This is a genomic window from Jingyaoa shaoxingensis (genome assembly GCF_014385005.1).
GTDB lineage: Bacteria > Bacillota > Clostridia > Lachnospirales > Lachnospiraceae > Marvinbryantia > Marvinbryantia shaoxingensis.
This window is the reverse complement of sequence record NZ_JACRSZ010000003.1, coordinates 312,167-330,024: the sequence shown is the minus strand read 5'-3', so window position 1 is coordinate 330,024 and position 17,858 is coordinate 312,167. Positions and strand designations below refer to the sequence as shown.

15 protein-coding genes, 1 tRNA gene and 2 pseudogenes are annotated in these 17,858 nt (G+C 43.4%); all 18 read left to right on the top strand.

All coding sequences use genetic code 11. From position 1 onward, the window contains the following. Positions 1–274 precede the first annotated feature (274 nt). The 18 genes and pseudogenes from H8716_RS05420 to rpsO all read left to right on the top strand — a co-directional run bounded on the left by H8716_RS05420 (position 275) and on the right by rpsO (position 17,700). Positions 275–346 (top strand) — tRNA-Glu (locus tag H8716_RS05420). Between the two features lie 211 nt (positions 347–557). Continuing rightward, positions 558–2,480, top strand: coding sequence for a DNA gyrase/topoisomerase IV subunit B (locus H8716_RS05415; protein ID WP_249307537.1), 1,923 nt, complete (start codon positions 558–560; stop codon positions 2,478–2,480). Positions 2,481–2,578: 98 nt separating this feature from the next. Continuing rightward, entirely contained in the window at positions 2,579–4,825 is a 2,247-nt protein-coding gene (locus tag H8716_RS05410; RefSeq protein ID WP_249307535.1) for a DNA gyrase/topoisomerase IV subunit A, read from the top strand. Further along, positions 4,822–5,607: pseudogene (locus tag H8716_RS18040) on the top strand (ATP-binding cassette domain-containing protein); the annotation flags it as partial. The gene H8716_RS05410 and the pseudogene H8716_RS18040, both read left to right, overlap by 4 nt. A 135-nt stretch (positions 5,608–5,742) precedes the next feature. Continuing rightward, positions 5,743–6,105, top strand: a pseudogene (locus H8716_RS18035) (ATP-binding cassette domain-containing protein); the annotation flags it as partial. Between the two features lie 72 nt (positions 6,106–6,177). Beyond that, the gene (locus H8716_RS18030) at positions 6,178–6,651 is read left to right on the top strand and encodes an ATP-binding cassette domain-containing protein (RefSeq protein WP_408610883.1); all 474 of its coding nucleotides are present in this window, start codon (positions 6,178–6,180) and stop codon (positions 6,649–6,651) included. A 156-nt stretch (positions 6,652–6,807) separates the two neighbouring features. Next, a complete protein-coding gene (locus H8716_RS05400) occupies positions 6,808–7,275 on the top strand; it encodes a ribosome maturation factor RimP (RefSeq protein WP_249307532.1) in 468 nt (155 codons plus the stop codon). Between the two features lie 15 nt (positions 7,276–7,290). After that, positions 7,291–8,460: a transcription termination factor NusA gene (nusA, locus tag H8716_RS05395; protein WP_249307530.1), complete on the top strand. Its 1,170-nt coding sequence runs from the start codon at positions 7,291–7,293 to the stop codon at positions 8,458–8,460. 15 nt (positions 8,461–8,475) lie between these two features. Beyond that, positions 8,476–8,754: an RNase P modulator RnpM gene (gene rnpM, locus H8716_RS05390; RefSeq protein WP_249307529.1), complete on the top strand. Its 279-nt coding sequence runs from the start codon at positions 8,476–8,478 to the stop codon at positions 8,752–8,754. Then, positions 8,741–9,085 (top strand): L7Ae/L30e/S12e/Gadd45 family ribosomal protein, encoded by a 345-nt coding sequence (locus H8716_RS05385; RefSeq protein ID WP_249307527.1) that lies wholly within the window; start codon positions 8,741–8,743, stop codon positions 9,083–9,085. Before rnpM ends, H8716_RS05385 begins: the two co-directional genes overlap by 14 nt. Further along, on the top strand, positions 9,072–12,062 hold the full coding sequence (gene infB / locus H8716_RS05380) for a translation initiation factor IF-2 (protein ID WP_249307547.1): 2,991 nt from the start codon (positions 9,072–9,074) through the stop codon (positions 12,060–12,062). Before H8716_RS05385 ends, infB begins: the two co-directional genes overlap by 14 nt. Before the next feature lie 53 nt (positions 12,063–12,115). Continuing rightward, entirely contained in the window at positions 12,116–12,505 is a 390-nt protein-coding gene (gene rbfA / locus H8716_RS05375) for a 30S ribosome-binding factor RbfA (protein ID WP_249307525.1), read from the top strand. After that, positions 12,489–13,451, top strand: coding sequence for a DHH family phosphoesterase (locus H8716_RS05370; RefSeq protein ID WP_330606468.1), 963 nt, complete (start codon positions 12,489–12,491; stop codon positions 13,449–13,451). The genes rbfA and H8716_RS05370 overlap by 17 nt, the downstream gene beginning before the upstream one ends. A gap of 32 nt (positions 13,452–13,483) precedes the next feature. Beyond that, positions 13,484–14,425 (top strand): tRNA pseudouridine(55) synthase TruB, encoded by a 942-nt coding sequence (truB, locus tag H8716_RS05365; protein ID WP_249307524.1) that lies wholly within the window; start codon positions 13,484–13,486, stop codon positions 14,423–14,425. A gap of 13 nt (positions 14,426–14,438) precedes the next feature. Next, positions 14,439–15,344 carry a bifunctional riboflavin kinase/FAD synthetase gene (locus H8716_RS05360; protein WP_249307523.1) on the top strand — a complete coding sequence of 302 codons (906 nt, stop codon included), beginning with the start codon at positions 14,439–14,441 and terminating at the stop codon, positions 15,342–15,344. Positions 15,345–15,590: 246 nt separating this feature from the next. Beyond that, complete coding sequence (locus H8716_RS05355) at positions 15,591–16,796, top strand: AI-2E family transporter (RefSeq protein ID WP_249307521.1); 1,206 nt, start codon at positions 15,591–15,593, stop codon at positions 16,794–16,796. Between the two features lie 93 nt (positions 16,797–16,889). Further along, on the top strand, positions 16,890–17,318 hold the full coding sequence (locus tag H8716_RS05350; protein ID WP_249307520.1) for a DUF3592 domain-containing protein: 429 nt from the start codon (positions 16,890–16,892) through the stop codon (positions 17,316–17,318). 115 nt (positions 17,319–17,433) lie between these two features. Next, positions 17,434–17,700, top strand: coding sequence for a 30S ribosomal protein S15 (gene rpsO / locus H8716_RS05345; RefSeq protein WP_117449918.1), 267 nt, complete (start codon positions 17,434–17,436; stop codon positions 17,698–17,700). The last annotated feature ends 158 nt before the right edge of the window (positions 17,701–17,858 follow it).

Here is a 17,858-nt window from a genome sequence, read left to right as displayed (position 1 = left end):
TTTAGCAATATTTTATTATCAAGGAACATTTTTGCACATATTTGACGCCCTGTGGTACTAAACTTACCACTTTTTCAGTGGCGTCCCTAAAGAGGTGGGAGTCATCTCACATCTGATATACAAAAGCTCTCGTAAAAACGGGAGCTTTTGTATATTCGGTAAAATGAAATTATGATTTACTGTTTGGCTTTCAAAAACACTTTCAAAAACATTTAAAATTTTTTTGAAAAAAGTGTTGACATTTGTGAGACACCGTTGTAATATATGTGAGTACGGTTCGTTGGTCAAGCGGTTAAGACGCCGCCCTCTCACGGCGGAAACAGGGGTTCGATTCCCCTACGAACTGCTTTAATAACTGTTAGATAGTTATTAAGATAAGTAAACATAAAGTTGAATAGGTACCAGAGAACAGATCTTCTAAATTGCATAAAGGCGATTGTGAGGGTCTTTTTAAGTTTAAAGGCACTTTTTTTTTGCCCAAAAATAGGAACACTTCATAAAAAGCATATGAAGACTGGATCTGGTTCCTTTCATAATGTGATGAATGGAGTGGCAGTATGGCAAAAAAGAAAACCTATGATGCAGCAAGTATATCTGTATTGGAAGGACTGGAGGCAGTTCGGAAGAGACCCGGTATGTACATCGGAAGTGTTTCACGAAAAGGTCTGAACCATCTGGTGTATGAGATCGTGGATAATGCGGTGGATGAACATCTGGCTGGAGAGTGTGACCAGATTCGGGTTTATCTGGAAAAGGATGGTTCCGCTACAGTTATCGATAATGGCCGTGGTATTCCGGTAGGAATGCATGAAAAGGGCATGCCGGCAGAGCGTCTGGTATTTACGACACTCCATGCGGGAGGTAAATTCGATAACAGCAACTATAAGACCAGTGGCGGTTTGCATGGTGTGGGTTCTTCTGTAGTAAATGCACTGTCTACCTATCTGGATGTGAAGATTAGCCGGGAAGGCTACATTCATCATGACCGGTTTGAACGGGGGGTTCCGACCATTGATCTGGTGAATGGACTGCTCCCGACTCTGGGCAAGACAAAAGAGACTGGAACCAGCATTACTTTCCTTCCGGATCCGGAAATATTTGAAAAAACTTATTTTTCTGCAGATGAGATCAAGAGTCGTCTTCATGAGACCGCTTATCTGAATCCGGCCCTGACGATTATCTTTGAAGACAGAAGACAGGCAGAATTGGATCATGAGGAATTCTATGAACCAGACGGCATTCTGGGATTTGTGAAAGATCTGAATAAGAATAAAGAGTTAATTAACAAAGAACCAGTGTACTTCAAGGGCGAGAGTGATGGTATTACCGTTGAATGCGCTATTCAGTATGTGAATGAGTTCCATGAGAATGTACTGGGATTCTGTAATAACATTTACAATGCTGAAGGTGGTACCCATCTGACCGGATTTAAAACTGCGTTTACAGGTATCATGAATACCTATGCCAGAGAGCTTGGTATCCTGAAAGAAAAAGATGTGAACTTTACCGGTGCAGATATTCGAAACGGTATGACAGCCGTAGTATCCATCAAGCATCCGGCACCACGTTTTGAAGGACAGACCAAGACCAAGCTGGATAATCAGGATGCATCCAAGGCAGTAGCCAAAGTGGTCAGTGATGAAGCAGTGTTGTACTTTGACCGTAATCTGGAAGTGTTGAAGCAGGTACTTAGCTGTGCAGAACGTGCGGCCAAGATCCGTAAGACAGAAGAAAAAGCCAAGACCAATATGCTGACGAAGCAGAAGTATTCTTTTGATTCCAATGGGAAGCTGGCAAATTGTGAAAGCAGAAAGCCGGAGCTGTGTGAGATCTTTATCGTAGAGGGAGATTCTGCGGGCGGTTCCGCGAAGATGGCAAGAAACCGAAACTATCAGGCAATTATGCCGATTCGCGGAAAGATCCTGAATGTAGAGAAAGCCAGTATTGACAAGGTACTGGCAAATGCAGAGATCAAGACTATGATCAATGCTTTTGGATGCGGATTTTCGGAAGGATACGGTAATGATTTTGATATTACTAAGCTTCGCTATGATAAGATTATTATTATGGCCGATGCGGATGTGGATGGTGCCCATATCAGTACCCTGCTGTTGACGCTGTTCTATCGTTTTATGCCGGAACTGATTTTTGAGGGACATGTGTATATTGCTATGCCGCCTCTTTACAAAGCCATGCCGGCAAGAGGAAAAGAAGAATATCTCTATGATGACAAGGCACTGGAAAAATACAGAAAAACACATAAGAATTTTACTCTTCAGCGATACAAAGGGCTGGGGGAAATGGATGCAGAACAGCTCTGGGAAACTACATTAAATCCGGAGACAAGAATTTTGAAGCGGGTAGAGATCGAAGATGCACGCATGGCATCCAGTGTGACAGAAATGCTTATGGGATCCGAAGTTCCGCCAAGACGTGCTTTTATCTATGAACATGCCCAGGACGCAGAACTGGATATTTAGCAGACTGGATGCCGGTAACGGCAGCATTGAAATACAGGCGGAACCAGTATAGATCGGGAGATTACATGAATTTGCAAAGAAAGAGGTAGTGTGAATATATGGAGAGAACAGGAGAACAGATTATTCGAACTGAATATTCGGAAGTGATGCAGAAGTCCTATATTGACTATGCCATGAGTGTTATCATATCCAGAGCACTTCCGGATGTCCGTGACGGTTTAAAACCAGTACAGAGAAGAACCCTGTATGATATGTATGAACTGGGAATCCGTTACGACCGGCCTTATCGAAAAAGTGCCCGTATCGTGGGGGATACCATGGGTAAATATCATCCTCACGGAGACAGTTCTATTTATGATGCATTGGTCGTGATGGCGCAGGAATTTAAAAAAGGCCTTCCACTGGTAGATGGCCATGGTAACTTTGGCTCTATTGAAGGGGATGGCGCAGCGGCTATGCGATATACCGAGGCAAGGCTGCAGAAGATCACCCAGGAAGCGTTTTTAGGTGATTTGGATAAAAATGTGGTGAATTTTCTGCCGAACTTTGATGAGACAGAAAAAGAGCCGGAAGTGCTTCCGGTGCGTCTGCCAAACCTTCTGGTAAATGGATCAGACGGTATTGCAGTTGGTATGGTAACCAGCATTCCGCCGCATAATCTGGGGGAAGTAGTTGATGCGGTCATTGCAACCATCAAAAATGGGGATATTACTACAAAAGAATTAATGAAGTATATCCAGGGCCCGGATTTTCCAACCGGTGGACTGGTGGTAAATAAAGATGATCTGCTGGAGATCTATGAGACAGGAACCGGTAAGATTCGACTTCGTGGAAAAGTGGAAGTGGAACAGACGAAAGGCGGCAAAGAGAATCTGGTGATTACTGAGATTCCATATACCATGATGGGAGCGAATATCGGTAAGTTTTTAAATGATATTGCGAATCTGGTGGAGACTAAAAAGACTACAGATATTATGGATATTTCCAACCAGTCATCCAAAGATGGTATCCGCATTGTGCTGGAACTTCGCAAGAATGCAGATGTGAAGAATCTGGTTAATATGTTGTATAAGAAGACCAGACTGGAGGATACCTTCGGTGTGAATATGCTGGCGGTTGCAGAAGGAAGACCGGAGACCTTAAGCCTGAAGCGTATCATTGAACATCATATTGACTTTCAGTTTGAGGTTAACACCAGAAAATATCAGACTTTATTAGAAAAAGAACTTCATAAGAAAGAAATTCAGGAAGGCTTGATTAAGGCATGTGATGTTATTGACCTGATCATAGAGATTCTCCGTGGCAGCAAGAGCCAGCAGCAGGTAAAAGACTGTCTGGTTCTTGGAGTGACGGATGGCATTAAATTCAAGTCCAGAACTTCCAGGAAGCAGGCGGAGCAGTTAAAGTTCACCGAAGCTCAGGCTGTGGCAATTCTGGAGATGCGTCTGTATAAGCTGATAGGACTGGAGATTGAAGCCCTGCAGAAGGAATATGAGACTACATTGCAGCATATTGACACCTATCAGGATTTACTGAATAATTATGATTCCATGGCGAATCTGATTGTAAGAGAATTAAAAGCGATCAAGAAAGAATATGGAAGAGAGCGCCGTACTGTAGTAGAAAACGGGGAAGAAGCTGTTTACGAAGAAAAGAAAGTGGAAGCCATGGAAGTGATCTTCCTGATGGACCGTTTTGGCTATGCCAGAACCATAGATCCAGCTGTTTATGAACGAAACAAAGAAGCGGCGGATGCAGAAAGCAGGTATATCCTGTCTTGCATGAATACCGACAAAATCTGCGTTATGACAGATACCGGAAGCCAGCACCTTCTGAAGGTAATGGATGTACCGTATGGAAAATTCCGTGAAAAGGGTAAACCGATTGACAATATCTGCAATTATGATGGGAAAACGGAGAGGGTTATTTATGTGGATACCCTGCAGAAAGTCCGTATGTCTGTTTTTATTTTCGTAACAGAAAAAGGTATGATCAAACAGGTAGAAGGTACAGAGTTTGATGTAGCAAAACGAACCATTGCAGCCACCAAATTACTGGACGGAGATAAAGTGGTGTCTATTGCAGCACTGGGTGAAGCACAGACCTGTGTTTTCAGAACACATCAGGGCATGTGCCTGCGCATTGCCATCAGCGAGATTCCACAGAAGAAGAAAGCTGCCATTGGTGTGCGGGGCATGAAGCTGGACGGAGAAGACAGGATCGAAGAAGTTTATTATCCGGACAGCGAAAAAGATAAAGTGATTTACTATAAGGAAAAAGAAGTACATCTGGATAAATTAAAGATCGCAGGACGAGATACGAAAGGAACGAGGATCCGAGTATGAATTTACTGACCATAGAACATCTGACAAGGGCATATACAGAACGGAAATTGTTTGATGATACAGATTTCAGTATTCAGGAAGGAGATAAGATCGGAATCATTGGCATTAACGGAACCGGAAAATCTACCCTGCTGAAGATTCTGGCAGGACAGGAGGAACCGGATGCAGGAAAAGTGACGAAGGGAAGCAAGGTTCAGATTCGCTTTCTGACCCAGCAGCAAACTTTTCCGGAAAATATGACCGCACTGGAAGCAGTCATGGATGGCAATCAGAATGAATGGAATGCATGGACTTTGGAAAGCGATGCAAAAAACATGCTGAATCAACTAAAGGTTCCGAAATTTGACCAGCCGATGAGCGAACTGTCCGGTGGACAGAAAAAGCGCGTGGCACTGGCTCAGGTATTGTTATCAGAAGCAGATATATTGATTCTGGACGAGCCGACCAACCACCTGGATAATACGATGTCCGAGTGGCTGGAAGAATATCTGCTGAAGTCCAGAAGCGCAGTAGTGATGGTAACTCATGACCGTTATTTCCTGGATCGTGTATCGAATCGTATTGTGGAACTGGATAAGGGAAAGATTTATAATTATCCAGGCAATTATTCTGAATTTATCCGTCTGAAAGAGGCGAGACAGAATATCGAGATCGCATCGGAACGGAAACGCCAGAGTATGTTGCGCACTGAACTGGAATGGCTGAACAGAGGAGCAAGAGCAAGATCCACCAAGCAGAAAGCCCACATTCAGCGCATAGAAGAGATGCAGGCGCAGAAAGGCCCTGTGGAGGATTCGGTCATTGAGATGAGTTCTGTCAGCACCAGAATGGGAAGAAAGACCATTGAACTGGAGCATTTGACTATGGTCTATGGTGAACGTGTGCTGTTCCGGGATTATAATTATATTTTTCTGAAAAATGACCGCATCGGTATTATCGGGGAGAATGGCTGTGGCAAGAGCACATTACTGAAAATTATTGTAGGGGAAGAAACCCCAAAAGAAGGAACAGTAACGATCGGAGATACCATTCAGATCGGATATTTTTCGCAGGACAGCCGTAAGATGGATGAGAATATGAGGGTGATTGATTATGTTAAAGAAGTGGGAGAATACATAACCACCACAGAGGGAAAGATCACTGCAGCCATGATGCTGGAACGTTTCCTTTTTGACGGCAATATGCAGTACAGCCTGATTGGCAAGCTCTCCGGCGGGGAACGCAGAAGACTGCAGCTGCTGCGTGTCTTGATGAGTGCACCGAATGTATTGATTCTGGATGAACCGACCAACGACCTGGATATTCAGACCCTGACCATTCTGGAAGATTATCTGGATCATTTTGACGGTATTGTGATTACTGTATCCCATGACCGTTACTTTCTGGACCGTATTGTAAGACGTATCTTTGCCTTTGAAGAAAATGGGCATATTCAGCAGTATGAGGGAGGTTATAGTGACTACCTGATTGCATATGAACTCCGTCACGGACAGGAACCTGGAAGCGAGGAGAATACCACAGCTTCCTGTAAAACAGAAAGCCCGTCTGTGAAAGAACAGAAAAATGCAGGAAGAAAGCAACAGACAAAACTAAAATTCTCCTATAAAGAACAGCGGGAATTTGAGACCATTGAAAGTGACATCGAAGAACTGGAAAACAGAATTGCAGATCTGGAGGCAGAGATGATGGCAAATGCCAGCAGTTACGGAAAGCTTTCAGAACTGACGAATGAAAAGGATGAAAAAGAGGCACTTCTGGAGCAGAAAATGGAGCGTTGGGAGTATCTTACAGAACTTTCTGAGAAAATAAAGGTACAAAAAAGCTGAAAACACTTGTTTTTTTGAAAAAAGCGTGCTATCATAACGATGATATATATGTAACTGGCGTGAATGAGTGGACTTAGGTTCACTCATTCTTTTGTGTATGGAACAATCTTGCGGACGCCATACCATGACAGATCAAAAGGAGGAGAGACGAGTCGAATGACGAAACGGGAAGAATATGAACAGAAAACGGAAGAGATTCTGCAGCCGATTGTAGATGCCAATGGATTCGAACTGGTTGATGTGGAATATGTGAAAGAAGGAGGTACCTGGTACCTGCGTGCATATATTGATAAACCGGGTGGAATTACAGTAGATGACTGCGAACTGGTGAGCAGGGCAGCCAATGATATTCTGGATGAGAAGGATTTTGTTGAAGATTCCTATGTGTTCGAGGTGAGCTCTCCGGGACTTGGAAGACCGCTGAAGAAAGAAAAAGATTTTGCAAGAAGTATCGGAGAGGAAGTAGAGATTCGTACTTTCCGCCCGATTAACAGACAGAAGGAATTCGTCGGCATTCTGAATGCCTATGATAAAGAAGCTGTAACAATTGAGCTTGAAGATGGAGAGATAATGCAGATCAGCCGGTCTGACATTGCACTGATCAGGCTTGCATTTGATTTTTAAGGAGGAATGAGGAAAATGAACAGCGAATTAATTGAAGCACTGGATATTCTTGAGAAAGAAAAAAATATCAGCAAAAGCACACTGCTGGAAGCAATTGAACAGTCTCTTCTGCAGGCATGTAAGAATCATTTTGGTAAGGCAGACAATGTAAAGGTAACCATCAATCCTGAAACCGGTGATTTCACCGTTATGGCTGCCAAGACTGTAGTAGAAGAAGTAGAGGATCCGGTAACTGAGATCAGCCTGGCAGATGCCAAGATGAAGAACTCCAAATATGACATCGGAGATATCGTGAATGTAGAGATCAAGTCCAAAGAATTTGGACGTATTGCCACACAGAATGCGAAGAATGTTATTCTGCAGAAGATCCGCGAAGAGGAAAGAAAGGTACTGTATAACGAATACTACAGCAAGGAAAGAGAAGTAGTTACCGGTATTGTACAGAGATATCTGGGAAGAAATGTCAGCATCAATCTTGGTAAAGTAGATGCAATCTTAAATGAAAATGAGATGGTAAAGGGCGAAACCTTCAAACCAAACGAGAGAGTAAAGGTATATGTACTGGAAGTAAAGGATACACCGAAGGGACCGAAGATTCTGGTATCCAGAACACATCCGGAACTGGTAAAACGATTATTCGAGAACGAAGTAACCGAAGTAAGAGATGGTATAGTAGAGATCAAATGTATCTCCAGAGAAGCCGGTAACAGAACCAAGATGGCAGTATGGTCCAATGATCCTGATGTAGATCCGGTAGGAGCCTGTGTCGGTGTGAATGGTGCCAGAGTCAATGCCATTGTTGACGAACTGAAAGGGGAAAAAATTGATATCATCAACTGGGATGAGAATCCGGCAATCCTGATTGAAAATGCATTAAGTCCTGCAAAGGTAATCTATGTTGCAGCAGATAACGATGAGAAGACAGCAAAAGTAGTAGTTCCGGATTATCAGTTATCTCTTGCCATCGGTAAAGAAGGACAGAATGCGAGACTGGCAGCAAGACTGACAGGATTCAAGATCGATATCAAGAGTGAGACACAGGCAATCGAAGCCGGTGATTTTGAGGCATATGACGAAGAAGAGTATTACGAAGACGGATATGATGAATACTATGAAGATGGTGCATATGACCAGAATTATGAGGAAGAGCCGGCAGGAGAAGATGCTCCGGTTTCAGAAAAGTAAGGCAGGAGTGAGTATATGAGTCAGGCAAGAAAAATCCCTATGCGCAAATGCATCGGATGTCAGGAAATGAAAAGTAAAAAAGAAATGCTGCGCGTCATCCGGACACCTGAGGAGGAACTTGTGATTGACACAACAGGACGTAAGAATGGACGTGGTGCATATCTGTGCAGACAGTCCGCCTGTTTTGAAATGGCATGTAAAAATAAGGGCCTGGAGCGTTCTTTGAAAATGAATATCCCGGCAGAGATATATGAAAGTTTGAAGAAGGAGATCGAGCAGATTGAAGCAGAATAGAATTCTCTCTCTCGTAGGTTTGGCAACAAAGGCAGGAAAAACCGTAAGCGGTGAATTCTCCACAGAGAAGGCTGTGAAGACGGGAACTGCATACCTTGTGATTGTTTCAGAGGAAGCCTCCGGTAACACGAAGAAAAAATTTCAGAATATGTGCAGCTTTTATCAGGTACCGGTTTATTTTTATGGTACAAAATTAGAACTTGGAGCAGCCATGGGAAAAGAATTCAGAGCGTCCATGGCAGTGACCGATCAGGGTCTTTCCGATGCAATCATGAAGCAGTTAACATTGGCTAACGGAGGTAGTGAGTATGTCAAAAATGAGAGTATATGAATTAGCAAAAGAATTAGGTAGAGATAATAAAGATATCATTAACTGTCTGACAGCAAACGGTGTGGAAGTCAAAAGCCACATGAGTGTGCTGGAAGATGATCAGGTACAGACTGTACGTCGTCAGGTACCTGCAAGAGAAATCGTAAGAAAACCGGCAGAGAGTGCACCGGCAGCCGGGGAAGCAAAGACCGGAGAAGCACCGAAGAAAAAGAATATTTCCAGAGTGTTCCATTCCCAGAACAGTCGTACCGGTATTCAGCGTCCGGCAGGAATGCGCCAGCAGGGACAGCGTCCGGCAGGTGGCAGACCACAGGGGCAGCACCCGGCAGCTGCCATGCAGGGAAGAACGGCTGCAGCAACTGCTAAGCCAGAGACAAAGCCGGCAGCACAGGAAGTAAAGGCAGCACAGGCACAGCCAGAAACAGCAAAACCAGTTGCAGCGCCAGAGACAAAGCCGGCTGCAAAACCGGAAGGACAGGAAAAGACAGCAGAACCTGTAAAAGCTGAGACTAGCAGAAACGAAGAAAATACTAGAAACGAACGTCAGAATAACCGCAATAACAGTGGAAATAATCGAAATTTCGGAGACAGAGATAATAATCGTGGCGGTCAGGGAAGAAACTTTGGAGACAGAGACAATAACCGTGGCGGTCAGGGAAGAAACTTCGGAGACAGAGATAATAATCGTGGCGGTCAGGGAAGATCTTTTGGAGACAGAGACAATAACCGTGGCGGTCAGGGAAGAAACTTCGGAGACAGAGATAACAATCGTGGCGGTCAGGGAAGATCTTTTGGAGACAGAGACAATAACCGTGGCGGTCAGGGAAGATCTTTTGGAGACAGAGACAATAACCGTGGCGGTCAGGGAAGAAGCTTTGGAGACAGAGACAATAACCGTGGCGGTCAGGGAAGATCTTTCGGAGATAAAGATGGAAGAGACAGCAGAGATAACAGAGATAACAGGGGACAGAACCGCAGCCAGGGAAGAAATGGCGGCGGACGTGGTATGGCTCAGCCAGAGATCGCAAGCAAACCAGTAACCAAAGAGTCCCGTATCCGTGCAGAAAAAGAAAAATACAATAAGCATGACAAATTCGACAGAGAAGAGAAGGGACAAGGACGTTCCGGACAGAAGAACAATGCACAGAAGAATGAGAAGAAGGCAGGAAGATTCATCAAGCCTGTAAAACCTGTAGAAAAGCCAGTAGAAAAGAAGGAAGATGAAATCAGAACCGTAACACTGCCAGACAGAATGACTATTCGTGAACTTGCAGATATCCTGAAGATTCAGGCAGCGGCTATCGTTAAGAAGCTGTTCCTGCAGGGAACCATGGTAACTGTAAACCATGAGATCGACTACGATACAGCAGAAGAGATCGCACTGGAATACAATTGCATTGCAGAACATGAAGTAAAAGTAGATGTAATTGAAGAACTCTTAAAAGAAGAGGACGATCCGGAAGATACACTGGTAAGCAGACCACCTGTTGTCTGTGTAATGGGTCACGTTGACCATGGTAAAACATCTATTCTGGATGCTATCCGTCATACCCATGTAATTTCAAGAGAGGCCGGCGGTATCACACAGCACATTGGTGCTTATATGGTAGAAGTAAACGGACAGAAGATTACATTCCTGGATACTCCTGGACACGAAGCATTCACCGCTATGCGTATGCGTGGAGCTAATGCAACTGATATTGCAATCCTGGTTGTAGCAGCTGATGATGGTGTAATGCCACAGACCATCGAAGCAATCAGCCATGCAAAGGCAGCAGGTGTTGAAGTGATCGTTGCCATCAACAAGATTGACAAACCGGCAGCCAACATTGACAGAGTAAAACAGGAACTGGCAGAACATGAACTGGTTCCGGAAGACTGGGGTGGAAATATCGTATGTGTACCGGTATCTGCTCATACACACGAAGGTCTGGATACCCTTCTTGAAATGGTACTGCTGACTGCAGAAGTGGCAGAACTGAAAGCAAATCCAAAGAGAAAAGCAAGAGGTCTTGTCATCGAAGCCGAACTGGATAAAGGGAAAGGCCCGGTTGCTACCGTACTGGTGCAGAAGGGAACTCTTCATGTAGGAGATATTGTGGCAGCAGGTGCAAGCTATGGAAAAGTACGTGCCATGATGGATGACAGAGGAAAACGTGTCAAAGAAGCAACACCATCTACTCCTGTAGAGATCCTTGGTCTTTCTGATGTACCAAATGCAGGTGAAGTATTCGTGGTATGCGAAAATGAAAAAGCAGCCAGAAGTTTCTCAGAGACCTTCATCAGTCAGAGCAAGGAAAAACTTCTGGAAGAGACCAAGTCAAAGATGTCTCTGGATGATCTGTTTACACAGATTCAGGCTGGTAACTTAAAAGAACTGAATCTGATTGTTAAAGCTGACGTACAGGGATCTGTGGAAGCCGTAAAACAGAGCCTTGTAAAACTCAGCAATGAAGAAGTAGCAGTAAAAGTCATCCATGCGGCAGCAGGTGCCATCAACGAATCTGATGTCAGCCTGGCAGCAGCATCCAACGCAATTATTATCGGATTTAACACACGTATCGATTCCGGTGCAAAAGCAACCGCAGAACGTGAAAACGTAGACGTAAGACTCTACCGTGTCATCTACGATGCAATCAATGACGTAGAAGCGGCTATGAAGGGTATGTTAGATCCTGTATTCGAAGAAAAAGTCATCGGCCACGCAGAAGTACGCCAGACGTTCAAGGCATCCGGTGTTGGTACCATTGCAGGTGCCTACGTACTGGATGGGGTATTCCAGAGAGGCTGTTCCTGCCGTATCACCAGAGACGGTGAACAGATCTTTGACGGTGCACTGGCATCTCTGAAGAGATTTAAGGATGATGTGAAAGAAGTAAAAACAGGTTACGAATGTGGTCTTGTATTTGAAAAATTCAATGACATCAAAGAGTTTGACCAGGTAGAAGCATACACTATGGTAGAAGTACCTAGATAGGCAAAAAGGAATGCGTCAGCTTTCCCCATAAGACCTGGAGAAATGGAGCAATTATGAGAAAAAACAGCATAAAGAATACGCGGATTAACAGCGAAGTACAGCGTGAACTGGCGAACATTATCCGCGGAGAAATCAAAGATCCGCGTATTCATCCACTCACCTCAGTGGTGACCGTGGAAGTGGCACCTGATCTGAAGACCTGTAAGGCATACATCAGTGTCCTGGGAGATCAGGAAGCACAGGGAAAGACATTAGAAGGATTAAACAGTGCTGTCGGATATATCAGACGCCAGCTAGCGAAGAATCTGAATCTGAGAAATACACCGGAAATTCGATTCATAATGGATCAGTCTATTGAATATGGTGTTCATATGTCGAAACTGATTAATGAGAATCATGTGGAAGAATCTCGGGAGGATGATGAGGATGATAGAGACGAATAGAATCAGTGAAGAACTGGAAGACGTAAAGACAGTTGCCATATCCGGTCATATTCGGCCGGATGGCGACTGTGTCGGTTCCTGTATGGGATTGTATTTGTATCTGAAAAATAATTTTCCACGGTTAGAAAAGATCACGGTATATCTCCAGGAGATCCCGGAGAGTTATCATATTATCAGTGGAACAGACCAGATTTGTCATAATTGTGACAGTGATGACAGTTATGATCTGTTTATCGCGCTGGACTGTGGAGATCTGGGACGACTGGGAGATGCGGCAAAGTATTTCCAGAGTGCAAAGAAGACACTTTGTTATGATCATCATATCAGCAATAACGGATTTGCTGATACTGATTATGTGGATCCTGCAATCAGTTCTACTTCTGAACTGATCTATCACGTGATGGACTCTGATAAGATTACAAAAGAGATCGCAGAAGCACTGTATATGGGCATTGCCCATGATACCGGCATTTTCCAGTATTCCTGTACATCCCCTCATACGATGGAAGTAGCAGCAGATCTGATGCGCAAAGGAATTAACTGCAGTTATATCATTGATACAACCTATATGGAAAAATCTTATGTGCAGAATCAGATCCTGGGAAGAGCGCTTCTGGAAAGCATAATGGTGCTGGACAGTAGATGCATTATCAGTGCCATCAAGAAAAAAGATATGAAGTTTTATGGTGTTGGACCGTCTGATCTGGATGGAATTGTCAGCCAGATGCGACTCACCAGAGGGGTGGAAGTAGCGATCTTCCTGTATGAAACCAATCTGCAGGAATACAAGGTCAGCCTTCGTTCCAAGTCCTATGTGGACGTCAGCAAAGTGGCACAGTATTTTGGCGGCGGCGGACATGTGCGTGCAGCCGGATGTACCATGCAGGGATCTATGCATGACGTAATCAACAATCTGACTCTTCATATCGAAAAGCAGATGAAATAACAGATAAAAATACAGGAGACGAATGAAAGAGAATGATTCATGGCGTCATTAATATTTACAAAGAAAAAGGTTATACCTCTCATGATGTAGTGGCGAAGCTGCGGGGAATCCTGAGGCAGAAAAAGATCGGACATACCGGTACGCTGGATCCGGATGCGGAAGGTGTACTTCCGGTATGCCTTGGCGGAGGTACGAGACTGTGTGATATGCTGACGGATAAGGACAAGACTTACCGGGCAGTGATGCTTTTGGGGAAAGAGACAGATACCCAGGATATTTCGGGAACCGTTCTGAAAGAAATGTCTGTGACGGTGACAGAAGAACAGGTAAAAGCAGCAGCAGAGAGTTTTATCGGGGATTACGAACAGATCCCGCCCATGTATTCTGCACTGAAAGTGAACGGAAAAAAATTGTACGAGCTTGCCAGAGAAGGAAAGACCATTGAGCGGGCAGCCAGACCGGTAAGAATTCTGGAACTGACCATCGAAGAGATTAATCTGCCAAGAGTTATCATGACGGTAACCTGTTCCAAGGGAACTTATATTCGTACGCTGTGTCATGATATCGGTGAGAAACTTGGGATCTGTGCCTGTATGGAAGAACTGACCCGTACCCGTGTAGGGATCTTTGAGATTCAGGATGCTCTGCGGCTTTCAGAAGTGGAAGAATTGCAGAAGAAAAAATCAGAAGGCGAAAGCGTCAGTCAGGAACTTCTGGAGCATATTATTCCGGTGGATCAGATGCTGAAGCAGTATCCGGCTTTCGAGATGAAAGAAGGAATGGACAGATTTTTGTATAACGGGAATTCGTTATTTCCAAATCAGTTCACAGGAACATCAGCAGAAAAAAAAGTGTCCGGCTGGGTGAGGATATATGACTCACAGGGACATTTCTGTGGAGTTTATCAGTATGATATGCAGAAAAAATGTTATCGGCCGGTAAAGATGTTTCTGGACTGGCGAAATGATAGATAAAAAGGAACAGAACATGAAGTATATAGAAGGCTTAATGGACGATTATACCATGGACAGGGACAGTGCGGTAACACTGGGAAAGTTCGATGGACTGCATCTTGGACATCAGCAGTTGATTCGACGGATCTGTGAAAGGGAAAAAGAAGGACTTGAAAGTGTAGTAGTGACCATCTGGCCGAATCCGAAGAATCCGGCACTACTGACCAAAGGTGAAAAAAAAGAGTTTCTGAAGAAGATGGGTGTCTCCTGGTGGATCGACTGCCCGTTTCTTCCGGAGATCTCCCATATGAGTCCGGAAGACTTTGTCCGTGATATTCTGGTAAAACGTCTGCGGGCAAAATATATCGCAGTAGGCGAAGACTTTCGTTTCGGTTATCAGCGAAAAGGAGACTGTCATCTGTTGGAGCAGATGCAGAAAGAACTGGGATATACACTGGAGATCGTTCCAAAAGAGATGTATCAGGGACGGGAAATCAGCAGCACTTATGTAAAAGAAGCACTGGAAGCAGGCAATATGGAAGTGGTAACACAGCTTCTGGGTTATCCTTATACGGTTAGAGGCGAAGTGCTTCATGGACGTAGAATCGGAAGAACTTTAGGAATGCCGACCACGAATCTGATTCCATCAGTTGGAAAACTCCTGCCACCAAACGGAGTTTATGCAACGAAGACGGTTATGGAGGATGGAACGTTCAACGGAGTAACCAATATCGGGTACAAGCCTACGGTGGGAGAACTTTTCCGTGGGGTAGAGACCTATTTATTTGATTTTGAAGGAGACTTGTACGGAAAAGAGATCGAAGTGCAGTTGTATTCCTTTGAGAGACCGGAACAGAAATTCCCGGATCTGGATGAGTTGAAAGCGCAGATGCACAGAGATATCTGCTTTGGAAAAGAGTATTTTGACAGCAAAGAGTAAAAAAGATCAGAGTTGGCAATGTCATACCTTGACAGAGAGTTTGGATTGGGTGTATGATTGATGCCAATAAAGGGGAGTAACCTACGCTTAACAATTTCGCGTTTGTGGTATCGTCAGTACGATGGAAGCATCCGGTATCATAAGGAAATGGTGAGACTTTTATTGCATTTTTATAATGCAATAAGGGTCTTTTTTTATCAAAGAGATCTTTATTGCATAAAAATTAAGAAAAAGTGGAGAAAAATAATGGATTTAAGCAAAATGTCGATGAAGAAAATTCGGGAACTGATTGTGTTTACTGCATTTCTTGTAGTTGCTTTGTGGAAATTTGATGTAGTGATTGAAGTCTTAAAGACAATATGGAAAATCGTGTTCCCTTTTGCGCTTGGTGGTGCAATTGCCTTTGTGATTAATGTACCAATGAGTTTCCTGGAAAAGAAAATTCTCAGAAAGATAAAAGAAGAAAATAAAATAGGCAAAAAAGCTGCGAGACCGATAAGCCTGCTTCTTACAATTATATTGGTGGCTAGTGTAATTGTATTGGTAATGTTTGGTGTGATCCCCCAGCTAACACAGACAATGGGAAATCTGATGGCAAGTATTTCAGATTTTATTCCACAGATGCAAAACTGGATTAGAGAATTTTCACATAACAATAAGGAAATTATGAAGTTGGTAGATCAGCTACAGTTTCAGCCTGATCAGGCAATTAAATGGGGGATAAGTCTTCTTGGAAACGGCGCCGGAAATATGATGAATACGACGATGTCAGCAGTAGGTTCTATTGCCAGCGGATTAGCGACCTTTTTTATTTCTTTTTCCTTTGCGTGTTATATTCTTTTTCAGAAGGAAAAATTGCATTTGCAGGTAAGAAAAGTGATTTTCGCTTTTATTCCAAAACAAAAAGCAGATGCGATTCTTAAAATATGTTCCCTGACCTATCGAACTTTTGCACACTTTCTTACCGGTCAGTGTCTGGAAGCTGTGATTCTCGGAACCATGTTTGTCATTGCGTTAAGTATTTTAAAAATGCCATATGCACTTTTAATTGGTATTTTGATTGCATTTACCGCATTGGTTCCTATTTTTGGGGCTTTTATCGGCTGTGCAGTGGGAAGTCTTTTGATTTTTATGATAAATCCCAAGCAGGCAGTTTTATTTATTATAGTTTTTCTGGTTTTGCAGCAGATAGAAGGTAATCTGATCTATCCACATGTTGTTGGCGGATCCGTAGGGCTGCCATCGATATGGGTACTGGCGGCAGTTACAATCGGTGGAAATCTTTTGGGAATTGTCGGTATGCTTATTTTCATTCCGCTGGTATCAGTATTTTATACGATTTTCCGTGAATTTGTATATAGTCGTCTAAAAAAACGACATATAAAACAAGTGACAAGAACAGACGTGGAGGAATATACGGCAGAGGAAAGTGAATCAAAGAAATTATGCTGACCCATAACGGTACGATACAAATTGCATCAGTACTTGACTTTTCTTAATGGCTGAAATATGATAGCTAAAGAAAAAAACAGGTGGTGAAAAAACATGCTGACAGCAAGTATCGTATTTATTACGCTGGGAGGTCTGCTGGTTCTGGCAGGATATTTCTGGCTATTATCCATAGAAGGAAGACAGAAATACAAGGGAAAAACAACTGGTGTAGTAGCAGAGATTGTGGCGGGAGAACCGGATACTTTTGGACGACAGGCAGGTATACATGATTATTTTTACCCGGTGATTACCTATTATGCAGAAGGAATTCTGCACCGGGAACAATATGCAAAAGGAAGCAATCCCAGTCAGTACAGTGTGAATGAAAAGGTAAAGATACGCTATAACGAAAGAAAACCGGCAGAATTTGAACTATATACTGAAGATAAGCGGACAGAACTGGCGAAGATAATGTATTATACAGGATTTTTGTGCTGTTGTATCGGTGGGATATTCTTTCTGATATTTGCAACAAGAGGTTGACGAAGCAGAAAGATCATGTTATACTTTGAAAGTATGGAATGAGCCGACACTCAGAGATAGGACACTCCGACCATTTCTTAGTGTAGGGCGTTTAAAATCGAAAGGAGAATAAGATATGATTTCAAAAGAAAAGAAACAGGCAATTATCGCTGAGTATGGACGTAAAGAAGGAGATACAGGATCACCTGAAGTACAGATTGCAGTATTAACAGCAAGAATCCAGGAGCTTACAGCTCATCTGCAGAGTAATCCTAAGGATCATCATTCAAGAAGAGGTCTTCTGAAAATGGTAGGTCAGAGACGTGGTTTACTGGCATACTTAAAGAAAACTGATATTGAAGGATACCGTGCTTTAATTGCAAAATTAGGAATCAGAAAATAATTTACATGGGGACGGGTAACCGTCCCCGTTGTTTTCTGCAAAATTTATTGCGGGCAACGTTCACACAGACGGCAGAGAGCCGAGACCACTGAAAAGCGCATTTGCGTAAGTGCTTTTTTCAGTCGTTTCGGAAGACTTATGCCGCTGTAACAACAAAA

What these genes read in the sequence shown, in the direction of transcription:
- H8716_RS05415 (WP_249307537.1), top strand. Translation starts at nt 558, where the DNA reads ATGGCAAAAAAGAAAACCTATGATGCAGCAAGTATATCTGTATTGGAA.
- H8716_RS05410 (WP_249307535.1), top strand. Translation starts at nt 2,579, where the DNA reads ATGGAGAGAACAGGAGAACAGATTATTCGAACTGAATATTCGGAAGTG.
- H8716_RS05400 (WP_249307532.1), top strand. Translation starts at nt 6,808, where the DNA reads ATGACGAAACGGGAAGAATATGAACAGAAAACGGAAGAGATTCTGCAG.
- nusA (WP_249307530.1), top strand. Translation starts at nt 7,291, where the DNA reads ATGAACAGCGAATTAATTGAAGCACTGGATATTCTTGAGAAAGAAAAA.
- rnpM (WP_249307529.1), top strand. Translation starts at nt 8,476, where the DNA reads ATGAGTCAGGCAAGAAAAATCCCTATGCGCAAATGCATCGGATGTCAG.
- infB (WP_249307547.1), top strand. Translation starts at nt 9,072, where the DNA reads ATGAGAGTATATGAATTAGCAAAAGAATTAGGTAGAGATAATAAAGAT.
- rbfA (WP_249307525.1), top strand. Translation starts at nt 12,116, where the DNA reads ATGAGAAAAAACAGCATAAAGAATACGCGGATTAACAGCGAAGTACAG.
- H8716_RS05370 (WP_330606468.1), top strand. Translation starts at nt 12,489, where the DNA reads ATGATAGAGACGAATAGAATCAGTGAAGAACTGGAAGACGTAAAGACA.
- truB (WP_249307524.1), top strand. Translation starts at nt 13,484, where the DNA reads ATGATTCATGGCGTCATTAATATTTACAAAGAAAAAGGTTATACCTCT.
- H8716_RS05360 (WP_249307523.1), top strand. Translation starts at nt 14,439, where the DNA reads ATGAAGTATATAGAAGGCTTAATGGACGATTATACCATGGACAGGGAC.
- H8716_RS05355 (WP_249307521.1), top strand. Translation starts at nt 15,591, where the DNA reads ATGGATTTAAGCAAAATGTCGATGAAGAAAATTCGGGAACTGATTGTG.
- H8716_RS05350 (WP_249307520.1), top strand. Translation starts at nt 16,890, where the DNA reads ATGCTGACAGCAAGTATCGTATTTATTACGCTGGGAGGTCTGCTGGTT.
- rpsO (WP_117449918.1), top strand. Translation starts at nt 17,434, where the DNA reads ATGATTTCAAAAGAAAAGAAACAGGCAATTATCGCTGAGTATGGACGT.